Source organism: Planotetraspora sp. A-T 1434 (assembly GCF_025420585.1).
Lineage (GTDB): Bacteria > Actinomycetota > Actinomycetes > Streptosporangiales > Streptosporangiaceae > JAOEGB01.
This window is the reverse complement of the sequence record NZ_JAOEGB010000014.1, coordinates 193,951-205,287: the sequence shown is the minus strand read 5'-3', so window position 1 is coordinate 205,287 and position 11,337 is coordinate 193,951. Positions and strand designations below refer to the sequence as shown.

The following is an 11,337-nucleotide window of genomic DNA, read 5'->3' as shown; positions in this document are numbered from 1 at the left end:
TCACCACGGCGGCCCAACCACCGACGCCAACCTCGCCGCCCTCCACCGCCGCCACCACAAAATGAAATCCCTCCCCGGCACCCACGTCACCGAACCCACACCAGGCACACTCCTATGGCGCACCCGCACCGGCGACTGCTACCTCGTCACCCCCGACGAGTTCTAACGGCGAGGGGTCACGCGAGGCCGTGGCGTACGGCGTAGAGGGCCGCCTGGGTTCTGTCCTGCACGCCGAGCTTCATGAGGACGTTGGAGACGTGGGTCTTCACCGTCTTCTCCGCCACGACCAACTCTCGGGCGATCTCCCTGTTGGAGCGGCCGGCCGCGATCAGACGAAGCACCTCGCGCTCCCGCTCGGTCAGTACGGCTCCCGCCTCGGCATGGGCGGGGCCGGTCAGCATGGCGTCCGCCGCCTCGGGTGCCAGCAGCACCTGGCCGCCGTGGACCGCCCGGATCGCCTGGACCAGGGCGGCCGGGTCCACGTCCTTGTAGAGGAAGCCCGCCGCTCCCGCCCGCATGGCCGGGGCCACATCGGCGCGGTCGCTCATCGAGGTCAGCACGATCACCCGCACGTCGAGGCCGCTGAGCTGGGTGAGCGCGCCGAGCCCGTCGAGCACGGGCATCTTGAGATCGAGCAGCAGCACGTCAGGCGCGAGGGATGCGGCCAGGGCGACCGCCTCGGCGCCATCGGCCGCCTCTCCGACCACGGTCAGGTCCTCCTGGACGTCGAGGAACGTCCGCAGGCCCTGCCGGACGATCGGGTGGTCGTCGGCGATCAGCACGCGGATCAGGCTGGTCACGCGGGCACCTCCAGGCGGACCGTCGTGCCCTGGTGGGGACGTGAGTCCACCGCGAGCGACCCTCCGGCCGCCTCGGCGCGGTCGCTCATCGACGGGAGCCCCAGCCCGTGCACACCGGCCTCGTCGAATCCCGTTCCGTCGTCGCTCACCTCAAGAGTCAATCTGGCCCTGGCATGCGAGAGCCGTACGCCGATGTGGGTGGGGTCCGCGTGCCGCAGCGCGTTGTGCAGCGCCTCCTGCGCGACCCGGAGCACGGCGACCTCGGTCGGCGGCGGCAGAGGGCCGGGCATGTCCCCCTCGAACGTGAACCCGATCGTGACGGGATGCAGGCGGTCGAGCAGCTGGACGTGCTTGCGCAAGGTCTCGACCAGCCCGTGCCGGTCCAGCTCGGCCGGACGCAACTCCACGATCACGGCGCGCAGTTCGGCGAGGGCCTCTCCGGCCATTCGCTCGACCCGTTCGATCTCCTGGGCCGCGCGTTCCGGGTCCGAGCGCATGAAGGCGGCGGCCGCCTGGGCGGTCAGCCGCAGCGAGAACAGCTTCTGGCTCACGGCGTCGTGGAGGTCGCGGGCCATCCGCGTGCGCTCCTCGATCAGCGTGAGCTCGCGCCCGCGCTCGTACAGCCTGGCGTTGGTGAGTGCGATGGCGGCGTGCGCGGCGAACATCGTGAGCAGCTGCTCGTCGGCCTGGGTGAACCCGCCGGGCGTCCTCTTGTTGGACAGAAAGATGATCCCGAGCACCTCGGATCCGTCGCGGATCGGCACGCCGATGAAGTCCTTGAGCACGGGATGGGCCCTCGGCCACCACTCGAACCGGGGGTCCTTGCGGATGTCGGCCAGCCGTACCGGCGCGCCCTCGCGGAGCATCGCGCCCAGCATGCCGTGCTGCCGCGGGGTCGGCCCGATGGCCTCCCACTCCTCGTCGGAGATGCCCTCGGCGACGAACTCCTCGAACGCGCCCTGATCGTCCGGGACGCCCAGCGCCGCGTAGCGGGCGTCGAGGAGCTGCCGCGCCGACCGCACGATGACCTGGAGCACCTCGCGGACCGACAGGTGCCGGGTGACCGCGAGCACGGCCGAGCTGACCGCGCGCAGCACGGCGTCCCGCTCGTGCGCATTGACGGTCCCGGTTCGCTCGCACACGCCTCACACACTAAAGGTGTACGCCTCGGGGCCGTCCGGCGCGGGTCTGGGCACTAGCCGTCGTCGCTCTGCAGCTTGGTGGTCACCTTGCTGGCGGGCGGTGCCTTGATGGAGACCTTGCTGCCCCAGCCGGTGAAGCGGGTCTCGACGCTGACCGTCTTGCCTTCCCAGGCGTCGCTGTCGAAGAGGCCCGTGGCCGGATACGAGGTGGTCAGGCGCTGTGGCAGCCCGTTACGGCCCAGGGTGAGCTTGAAAGTCACCACGGTCTTGTCGCTCGACCGAATCGGCAAGGTGGCCCGGAACCAGGGCGAGACCTTGGCCAGCCGGGCGAAGGTGGTGGTGCCGCTATAGCTGCCATGGGCCTGCTTGGCGCTGCTGAGCAGAGTCTTGAGAGTCGCCGGCTCGGCGACGTTCACCAGCTGGCTCAGCCAGCCGCTGGCGCCGCCGGTCATGCCGCCCTGGTCCTTGTACCAGGACTTGCCTTCTGGAAGCTTCTGGCGGTAAATGCCGCCCTGAGTGTAGGTCGTGGTGCCGATCCTGATCGTCCGTTCAGGGGCGAACGTGCCGGTGGAGTCAGTGGCTGCGTACTTCGCGCTGATGTCTGATGCGGCGATGCCTGCCTTACCGAACTGGAAAGAGCCTGTACGCCGCAGAAAGTGCGTGCTCTTTCCATCCACGATGAGGACGGTGCGGTCGGTGAACTTCACACCCTTGCCCGGGATGAACTGGCTCTTCAACGCCTTGACCGGGTCGGCGGGAGCGGCGTGAGCAGGAGTCGCGGTCACGAGCGCGACGGCCGTGACGGCGGAGATGCCCGCGATGCCCGCGATGACTCGCTTCATGTGTCAATTCCTTGATAGTCCAGCGAAGTCAAGACCGTATTCTGCCCGGCTTCGACCGCGAGGACATTTGCGGCAAACTCCGCCGGTGGGCCTAGGCCCAAGTGCCCAGCTGTGAGCCGGTCCGCGGGCCGATGTCCGGCCGCCGCCGGATTCCTAGCGTGAAGCCCATGAAACAGGCGCTCATCACCGGAGCCTCCCGAGGGCTGGGACTGGCCCTCGCCAAGGCTCTCGCCGCGGACGGCTGGTCTCTCCTCCTTACGGCCAGAGGCGAGGAGGACCTGTTCTCCGCGGCCTTCGACCTCGACGCCAGGGCGATCGCCGGGGACGTCACCGACCCCACGCATGTCGCCCGGCTGGCGGAAGCCGTACCGGAGCTGGATCTTCTCGTCAACAACGCGGGCGGCCTCGGGCCGGTCCCGCTGCCCAACATGGCCGGCTACCCGCTCGACGACCTCCGGGAGCTGTTCGAGGTCAACGTGATCGCCCCGCTGGCGCTGGTCCAGGCCACGCTTCCGGCGCTGCGGAAGCGGCACGGGGCGATCCTCAACATCTCGTCGGACGCGGCCGTGGAAGCCTACGAGGGCTGGGGCGGGTACGGCTCGACCAAGGCGGCGCTCGACCAGCTCTCTCACGTGCTGGCCGCCGAGGAGCCTGATGTCGCGGTCTGGTGGGTCGACCCGGGCGAGATGAACACAGGAATGCTGGCCGACGCCGTCGGACGCGACGAGGCGTCCTCCGCGTCGCCGCCCGACGCCGTCGCCCCCTCGCTGCTCCGTCTGGTCGGCAGCCGTCCGGCCAGCGGGCGCTTCACCCGGGGAACGCTCGAATGATCGGCAGGGATGCGCCCGAGCCTCCGGAGGCCCGCGGCCTGCGCCGCGACGAGGTGCGGCTGCTCGTCTCGCGCCGCGACACCGGTGAGATCACCCATCACACCTTCGCCGACCTGCCGCGGATCCTGTCTCCCGGCGACCTGCTCGTGGTCAACAACTCGGCGACGATGCCCGCCGCCGTACGGTTGGACCGCCTCGCCGTCCACTTCTCCAGCCGGCTGCCGTCCGGCGAGTGGCTGGTCGAGCTCCGGCGCCGTACGGCTGTCGCGACCGAGCCCTACTCCGGCGGGGCGCCCGGCGAGTGGCTGCCCATGCCGGACGGGGCGACGTTGCGGCTGCTCGACCGGGAGACGCCACGGTTGTGGCGTGCGTCCCTGGACCGGGACGTGCCGTCCTTCCTGCGCCGGCACGGAGTGCCGATCCGCTATTCGTACGTGAAGCGGGACTGGCCGCTCTCCGACTACCAGACGGTGTTCGGCGTGGTGCCCGGAAGCGCCGAGATGCCGAGCGCCGGCCGGCCGTTCACGCCTGAGCTGGTCACGGCCCTGGTCTCGCGGGGGATTTCGGTCGCCCCCGTCACCCTCCACACGGGCGTGGCGTCCCCGGAGAAGGACGAGCCGCCCTACCCGGAGCGGTTCTCCGTCTCCGCCCAGACGGCCCGGCTGGCGGCCCTCACCCGCGAGAGCGGCGGCCGGGTCATCGCCGTCGGCACTACGGTCGTCCGGGCATTGGAGACGGCGGCCCTGGGCCGCACCGACGGGTGGACCTCCCACATCGTCACGCCGGCGGAGGGAGTCCGGGCCGTGGACGGGCTCATCACCGGGCTGCACGAGCCGCAGTCGAGCCACCTGATGATGCTGACCGCGATCACTGGGCCGGAGCTGCTCTCCCGCTCCTACGAGGCCGCGCTAAGAGAGGGGTATCTGTGGCACGAGTTCGGCGACACTCATCTGATCGTTTAGCGAGCGGTCCCACATCTGTGATCTGAACGCAATGAAACGCTGATTTTCGACGTAAAAGCTGACCGCATGCGAACCGTCATCGTCAGGCTCACCACACTTATCGCGGCCCCGCTAATGGCAGCCGTAGTCGTCGCCCCCAGCCCGGCCGCGGCGGCGCCGGCGACCGCCCCGTCCGCGACCACGGCGTCGTCGGCCCCCGTCCGGATCCTGGTTAACTACCCGTTCCGGGTACGTGCGGGGCACGTCGTGTCCTACAAGGTCAGGCTCATCAACCAGCTCCGGACCAAGACGCATCCGATCTTCCTCGCGGCCAAGTTCCCCAAGGGCGTCTCGAAGGTCCGGATCTACGTGCCCAGCGGCTCCCACTACCGCGAGGGGTGCACCCGCGAGCAACTGCGGGCCCTGTGCCTCCTCCCGGGCCTCAGCAAGGGCAAGAGCTACACCTTCTGGGTGAAGGCATGGGTCAGCGGGTCGGCCCGCGGCAAGCTCTACGGCTATTTCGGCGGCGCGGTGACCGACGCCTCCCTGGACACCGACCCCAAGGAGTTGCTCAGCGAGTTCGGCGGCGACATCAGCTGGATCAAGACGCACTCCACAATCGTGCGTTAAGTAGTCATACGGCGCCAGAATAAGATCTTTACGGACAAGGCAAAGAGATGGTAAAAACTTCCTCCGATTAACGGGGGTTTATCCGTTTCCCCCCTCGTCCTCAGGGAGACATGCGCACATGCGTCACCCGATCACCAAGATCGCCAGTCTCGCGCTGGTCGCGCCGCTCGCGGGCGCCACGTTCTTCGCCGCCGCCCCGGCCTCGGCCGCTCCGGCGTCGGTGAAGACCGTGGCCACCAAGGCGGACGACCCGTACTCCGTATTCAAGGTCAAGGTCCGCGTCCCCAAGGTCGCGAAGGTCAACCGGAAGCTGACCTACAAGATCGACGTGACCAACACGGGCCCGTTCGACGCCAACTACTACTGGCTGGGCGGCACGCTGCCCAAGGGCGTCAAGAAGCTGTGGTTCTCCGGCCCCAAGGGCACGGAGTGCGACTACGCCGGCCGCACGATCGTCTGCTGGACGCCGTACGTCCTCGAGGTCGACGACTCCGACTACCTCGACATCACCGTGCAGTTCAAGAAGGGCTACACCGGCAAGGCCACGGCCAAGCTCGGCGCGATCGTGTTCGACGTGCCGACCGGCGCCGAGGACCTCGACCGCCGCGCGCTCAAGGAGCTGGGCTACAAGAGCTGGTTCTACAGCCGGACGGTCACGACCAAGATCGTGAAGTAAGGCATGGGAACGCCCGCCTGGACCTCCAGGCGGGCGTTTTCGCTTTCAGGCGGCCGCGAGCGTCTCGCGGTGCGGCTCGACGACTCCGGCGCGGACCTGGGCCTCGGCGACCCTGGCGAGCGTCCTGCGCGCCTCGTGAGGCCGTCCCGAGTGGGTGCCGCGGTGCCTGAGCCGTACGCCCGGGAATAAGGTCACCTCGGCCCGCAGACCTCTGATCGCGGTGACCCGGAGGATCGACGCGAGCAGCGTGTCCTCCCCGACATAACACGGCGCGGTCGACATCCCCTCGCCCTCCAGGAACCGCAGCGCCATCGGCTGTACGGGCACGCCCGCGTCGATGGCCGCCTGGAACACCGCCGGGCGGAACGGGCCCATCTCCCGCCCGCACCAGGTTGTGCCCTCGGGGAAGGCCACCACGGTGTCCCCGGCGCGCAGGGCCGCGGCGACGGCCTCGACCGCCTCCGGGAGGGCCGACAGCCGGTCCCTGTCGATGAACAGCGCCCCGCCGCCCGACGCGAGCGTGCGGATCAGCGGCCACTCGCCGACCTCCCTCTTGGCCAGGAGGCGGCTCGGGGTGGTGGCGGCGACCACGAGCGGGTCGAGCCACGAGACATGGTTGCCGACGAGGAGCGTCCCGCCGTCCGGTACGGCATGCGCCTCCACGGTCCCGCCGACCGAGCCGCCCATGAACGCGAACGCCCGCCGGGTGTCGATCCGGATGCCCAGCGCCCTGAGGAGCAGCCGCGACCAGATCATGGTGAGCCGCGCGCGCCGGGCCGCGATGGGCGCGAGCAGGAGACCCGCGAGGATCACCGAGACCGCGCCCAGGAGCCTCGCCGCGCGGCGCACGGGACCGGCCAGGACGATGGGCTCGTCCACGCACGCGCCGGGCGTGCAGGGCGAGACGGGGAGCCAGGGAGACGTGGCGTTCACAGCGTGTCTCCCAGGAAATGCCGGAGGTAGCGCATGTCCACATTGGCCATGGAGAGAAGGACGAAGAAGTCGGCCGCGCCGAAGTCGGGGTCGTGCGCGGGGGCGCCGCAGATCCAGGAGCCGAGGCGGACGTAGCCGCGCAGCAGGGGCGGGAGCACGAACCGCTCGGACGGGGCCACTCCGGCGGCCCGCCACGGGTTCCGCGGGGTGACGCGGTAGTCCTCGGGGCCGAGCGGCACCCGGTCGACCACCCCGGCCGCGACAGCGCCGCCGTCGTCCAACGGGACGGAGCAGCAGCCGGCCAGCCAGCCGTATCCGCCGTTCACCATGTACTGCGCTATGCCCGCCCACATGAGGCCCACGGCCGCCCCGCCCCGGTGGTCGGGGTGCACGCAGGTGCGGCCCACCTCGACCAGGTCGCGCCGGATGCCCGCGAGCGCGCGGAGGTCGAACTCGGTGTCCGAGTACAGCCGGTCCGTCCGACCGGGCGGCAGCAGCCGGTAGGTGCCCACGACCGTGTCGCCCTCCCGGATGAGAAGGTGGTCGCAGTACGCGTCGAACCGGTCGGCGTCGAGCCCGCTCACCGGGGAGTCGAGCCGGGCGCCCATCTCCTCGGCGAACACCTGATATCGCAGTCGCTGGGCGGCTTGGACATCGGCAGCGCTCTCGGCCAGCCCAATCGTGTATTGCGCGGTGATCGTCATAGTGCGCGTCCTTCCTTCCGCACGGGGCCGCTCCACCATGACGACATGCGGAAATGGCCGAAACCTGGCAGTGAGACGTCCGCATGGTGAACCTCATGCACAGTTGGGACGAGGCGCCCAGTAACCTCAAACAACGTGAACCAGCGCACGCTCCTGATCACGCTGACCGGTCCCGATCGCCCAGGTGTCACCTCGCGGCTCTTCACCGTGCTCGCCAGGTTTCCCGTGACCGTCGCCGACGTGGAGCAGGTCGTCATCCGCGGCCGGCTCACGCTCGGCGTGCTGGTCGCCTACGCGGGCGGACAGCCCACCGGCACCGGCAGCACCATCGGCGGCCTCTGGACCGCCGTCGAGCAGGTGGCCGCCGACCTCGACATGGATCTAGAGATCGCGACCGGCACGACGTCGAAGGAGAAGCGGCGCCGCGGCCGGCTGCACGTCACCGTGCTGGGCGCGCCGCTGCTGCCCGCCGCGATGGCGGGCATCGCGGGCCGGATCGCGGCGAGCGGCGGCAACATCGACCGCATAGAGCGGCTGTCGAGCTACCCGGTGACCTGCATCGAGATGGGGGTCTCCGGCGCCGATCCGCAGGCGATGCGGGCGGAGCTCGCCGCCGAGGCCGCCCTGCAGCAGGTCGACGTCGCCGTCCAGCGCAGCGGCCTGCACCGCCGCGCCAAGCGGCTCGTCGTCATGGACGTCGACTCGACGCTGATCCAGGCCGAGGTCATCGAGTTGCTCGCCCGGCACGCGGGCTGCCTCGACGAGGTCGCCCGGGTGACCGAGCAGGCCATGCGCGGCGAGCTCGACTTCGCCGAGTCGCTGCACAAGCGCGTGGCGCTGCTCGAAGGCCTCTCCGAGGAGGTCTTCGAGAAGGTCGTCAAGGAGGTCGTCCTCACGCCCGGCGCGCGGACGCTCGTGCGGACCCTCAAGCGGCTCGACTACCGTTTCGCGATCGTGAGCGGGGGCTTCACCCAGATCACTGACGCTCTCGTCAAGGATCTCGGCATCGACTACTCCGCCGCCAACACGCTGGAGGTCGTCGACGGCAGGCTCACCGGCCGGGTGGTCGGCGAGATCGTGGACCGGCCGGGTAAGGCGAGGGCGCTGGAGCGGTTCGCGGCCGAGTCCGGCATCCCCCTCAGCCAGACCGTGGCGGTCGGCGACGGGGCCAACGACCTGGACATGCTCGCCGCCGCCGGGCTGGGCATCGCGTTCAACGCCAAGCCGGTCGTACGGCAGGCCGCCGACACGGCCCTCAACGTGCCCTATCTGGACTCGATCCTCTACCTGCTCGGAATCTCCCGCGAGGAGGTCGAGGCCGCCGACGCCGAGGATGGCGTCTAGGAGGTGGCCGCCTCGCAGAGACGGGCCGCGTCGTCGCGGAGGGAGCGCAGCGCCTGGTCGACGGCGGTGGTGCGGAGCAGGGCACGCCGCACCTCCGTTCGCGTGTCCTTCGGATCCTCGTCGAGCTCCGCGAGACGCCGCTCGGCCAGACCCCCGAGCGACGCGGACACGTCGGCCAGCCTCTCGTCCACGTCTCCTGTGAACTCGTGCGGCTCCCCCGTCTGTACGGCTTCCGCCGCCGCCTCCAGCCGGTCCGCGACCATGTCGAGGACCTCGGGGACGGGGCCGCCCTCACCCGGCTCTTCGTGAAGGACGGAGGTGAGCGTCATGAGGTCGTCGCGCACGCGTTGCGCCGCCTCGACCGCCTCCTCTATGGCCCGGGGAGCGCTCCCGCCCGGCTCGTGCGCGACGTAGCCCAGTGAGCCGGTGACGACATCGGCCGCCAGCGCCGCCTTCCCGATCTGATCGACTCCCTTCTCCGCGGCGGCCTTCCCACGGCTGACCTGCCCGAGCGTCCGCGTCGCCGCGGCGTGGGCAGCCAGCATCCGGGCCACCCGGTCGGCCAGCCTGACGGTCTCTCCGCGTGGCCACAACAAACGCGTGCAGGCGAGGGCGATGAGCCCGCCGAGGATGGTCAACACCACCCGCGACTCGGCCACCTTTGCCGTCTGCGGCACCTGGAAGTCGATGAGCAGCAGGACGCACATCGTCATGAACGTCGCCCAGTAGGCGTGGTGGACCGACGACAGCCCGAACGCCAGCGCGGCGGCGAGGCCGATCAGCGGCACGAGCACCCAGTGGCCGGGCGCGAAAGTGAGGATCCCCGCCGAGATGATCGCGCCGACCGTGCTGCCGCCGACGCGGGCCCACACCCTGGCCCGCGTCTCCCCATAGGTCGGCTGCAAGGTCACCAGCACCGCGATCACCAGCCAGTGCGGAAAGGCCGGCCGGTAGAACACGATGATCAGCGAGGCGAAAGCCGTACCGAGGAAGACGCGCAGCGCGTGCCGGACCTGAGGATCGTCGAACGACAGCCGGGGCCGCGCGGGGAGTGCCGGCAGGGTGAAGCCCGGCGCGCACATCTCGCGGGCGGCGTCCCACGCCCCGGACAGGGCCTCCCTGATGCGGTCGGCGGAGTGGGCGATCTGCCGCAGGAGGACCACGACGAGCAACTCCCGCTCCTCGTGCGGGCGTTCGGCGCGGAAGTCGTCGACCCGGGCCGTGAAGTCGACGCCCGGCACGGGAGAACAGTTCGCCATGAAGGACCGCAGCGCGTGGGCGATGGAGTCGGCCAGCTCCTGGAGGCCGACCTTCTCTTCCGCGTCCGGCGCCTGACGGCGGAGTGCGGTGCACAGGCCTCGCAGCGCGACGATCTCGTAGAACACCCGCCGGAGCGCCGCGGCGGTCTTCTCGGCCGCCCGGGAGCGCTGCTGCCAGCTCATCCGGGTCGTCCGGGCCTTCCTGAGAGCGGCGGCGGCCTTCCGCCGGAGCTCGTCCCACTGGTGGGGATCGGCGCTGGGAGCCGCCTCGGCGAGCGCGGCCAGCGCGTGGGCCGCCTCCTCCAGCGTGGCGGCCAGCGGGCGGGTCCGCCGCCACGGCCACGGCGCTGTGAGCATCGCGGTGGACAGCAGCCCCCCGAGCAGTTGCAGGCCTGTGTGCCGGACGGGGTCGACGGGCAACGGGTTGGAGGCCGTCAGCAGCAGGGCGAGCGCGGGCGTGATGCCGACGGGCCGTACGAAGACGCCGAGCGCGCCCACCAGCGAGGCGACCAGCACCATCAGCCAGTTATGGCCCGAGAGCAGGACCCCGAGGAAGGTGCCCACGCCGACCGAGACGACCCCGCCGAGCATGTACGGCGTGCTCACCCCGGCCGGGTCGGCGATGGCTCGCGCGGCTACCAGCCAGGCGCCGAGGCCGACTATCGCGCCGCCCGCCGGATGCCCGGTGACGACGCCGACGACCAGTGGGATGACCAGGCACGCGGCCCCTGTCAGGCCGAAGCCCAGGACAAGACGGGTGTCGTCGATCCTCATGGAAAGTGAGTGCTGACCAGACGCCCGTCTCCGGGAGCGGCCTCCGACCAGGGGCCCGGAAGCTCGATCACGGCGAACGCCCCGGGCGGGAAGTGATCGCCCGCCGTTCCGGTGAGGGAGAGCACGAGCTGGTGGACGCCCGGATTGTGCCCCACGAGCACGACCGTCTCCACGTCCGAGCCGGTACGGCGGAGCAGGTCGAGCAGTTCTTCCGGGTAGGCCTCGTAGATGTCGCGCTCGAACTCGATGGGCGCGTCCAGGCCGAGCAGCTCAGCGGTCTGCCGGGTCCGGACCGACGGCGAGGCGAGGATGAGGCCGGGGGCGAGCCTTCCGATGAGTTCGCCCGCCTCGCGGGCGTTGCGCTCGCCTCGGGCAGTGAGAGGGCGGTCCCAGTCGGCCAGGCCCCCGTCGTGAGCGGCCTTGGCGTGTCTCAGCACGATCACCGTGAGGCCGCTCATCCGG

General features: G+C 70.5%; 12 protein-coding genes. 5 read left to right on the top strand and 7 right to left on the bottom strand.

What is annotated here, in order from left to right; genetic code table 11:
* Window positions 1–176: 176 nt before the first annotated feature.
* The 3 genes from N5079_RS20105 to N5079_RS20095 are packed head-to-tail and all read right to left on the bottom strand — an operon-like array spanning window position 177 to window position 2,784.
* The gene (locus tag N5079_RS20105) at window positions 177–791 is read right to left on the bottom strand and encodes a response regulator (protein ID WP_261585481.1); all 615 of its coding nucleotides are present in this window, start codon (window positions 789–791) and stop codon (window positions 177–179) included.
* A gap of 5 nt (window positions 792–796) precedes the next feature.
* Entirely contained in the window at window positions 797–1,942 is a 1,146-nt protein-coding gene (locus N5079_RS20100; RefSeq protein WP_261585475.1) for a GAF domain-containing sensor histidine kinase, read from the bottom strand.
* Between the two features lie 53 nt (window positions 1,943–1,995).
* Window positions 1,996–2,784, bottom strand: coding sequence for a hypothetical protein (locus N5079_RS20095; protein WP_261585474.1), 789 nt, complete (start codon window positions 2,782–2,784; stop codon window positions 1,996–1,998).
* A gap of 167 nt (window positions 2,785–2,951) precedes the next feature.
* Here N5079_RS20095 and N5079_RS20090 point away from each other — a divergent pair, with 167 nt between their 5' ends.
* From N5079_RS20090 to N5079_RS20075, 4 genes are all read left to right on the top strand, one after another.
* Window positions 2,952–3,614 (top strand): SDR family NAD(P)-dependent oxidoreductase, encoded by a 663-nt coding sequence (locus tag N5079_RS20090; protein ID WP_261585473.1) that lies wholly within the window; start codon window positions 2,952–2,954, stop codon window positions 3,612–3,614.
* Window positions 3,611–4,576, top strand: a complete 966-nt coding sequence (locus tag N5079_RS20085; RefSeq protein ID WP_261585472.1) for an S-adenosylmethionine:tRNA ribosyltransferase-isomerase — start codon at window positions 3,611–3,613, stop codon at window positions 4,574–4,576. The genes N5079_RS20090 and N5079_RS20085 overlap by 4 nt, the downstream gene beginning before the upstream one ends.
* A gap of 66 nt (window positions 4,577–4,642) precedes the next feature.
* Window positions 4,643–5,185 carry a hypothetical protein gene (locus tag N5079_RS20080; protein ID WP_261585471.1) on the top strand — a complete coding sequence of 181 codons (543 nt, stop codon included), beginning with the start codon at window positions 4,643–4,645 and terminating at the stop codon, window positions 5,183–5,185.
* Window positions 5,186–5,303: 118 nt separating this feature from the next.
* Entirely contained in the window at window positions 5,304–5,861 is a 558-nt protein-coding gene (locus N5079_RS20075; RefSeq protein WP_261585470.1) for a DUF11 domain-containing protein, read from the top strand.
* A gap of 45 nt (window positions 5,862–5,906) precedes the next feature.
* Here the strand turns inward: N5079_RS20075 and N5079_RS20070 are convergent, their stop codons facing one another.
* Together N5079_RS20070 and N5079_RS20065 are read right to left on the bottom strand one after the other, a co-directional pair.
* Complete coding sequence (locus tag N5079_RS20070; RefSeq protein ID WP_261585469.1) at window positions 5,907–6,794, bottom strand: lysophospholipid acyltransferase family protein; 888 nt, start codon at window positions 6,792–6,794, stop codon at window positions 5,907–5,909.
* A complete protein-coding gene (locus tag N5079_RS20065) occupies window positions 6,791–7,498 on the bottom strand; it encodes a GNAT family N-acetyltransferase (protein ID WP_261585468.1) in 708 nt (235 codons plus the stop codon). Before N5079_RS20065 ends, N5079_RS20070 begins: the two co-directional genes overlap by 4 nt.
* A 135-nt stretch (window positions 7,499–7,633) precedes the next feature.
* Here N5079_RS20065 and serB point away from each other — a divergent pair, with 135 nt between their 5' ends.
* A complete protein-coding gene (gene serB / locus N5079_RS20060) occupies window positions 7,634–8,842 on the top strand; it encodes a phosphoserine phosphatase SerB (protein WP_261585467.1) in 1,209 nt (402 codons plus the stop codon).
* Here serB and N5079_RS20055 read toward each other — a convergent pair.
* Window positions 8,839–10,875 (bottom strand): FUSC family protein, encoded by a 2,037-nt coding sequence (locus tag N5079_RS20055; protein ID WP_261585466.1) that lies wholly within the window; start codon window positions 10,873–10,875, stop codon window positions 8,839–8,841. The genes serB and N5079_RS20055 overlap by 4 nt on opposite strands.
* A complete protein-coding gene (locus N5079_RS20050; RefSeq protein WP_261585465.1) occupies window positions 10,872–11,333 on the bottom strand; it encodes a SixA phosphatase family protein in 462 nt (153 codons plus the stop codon). Before N5079_RS20050 ends, N5079_RS20055 begins: the two co-directional genes overlap by 4 nt.
* Window positions 11,334–11,337 lie beyond the last annotated feature (4 nt).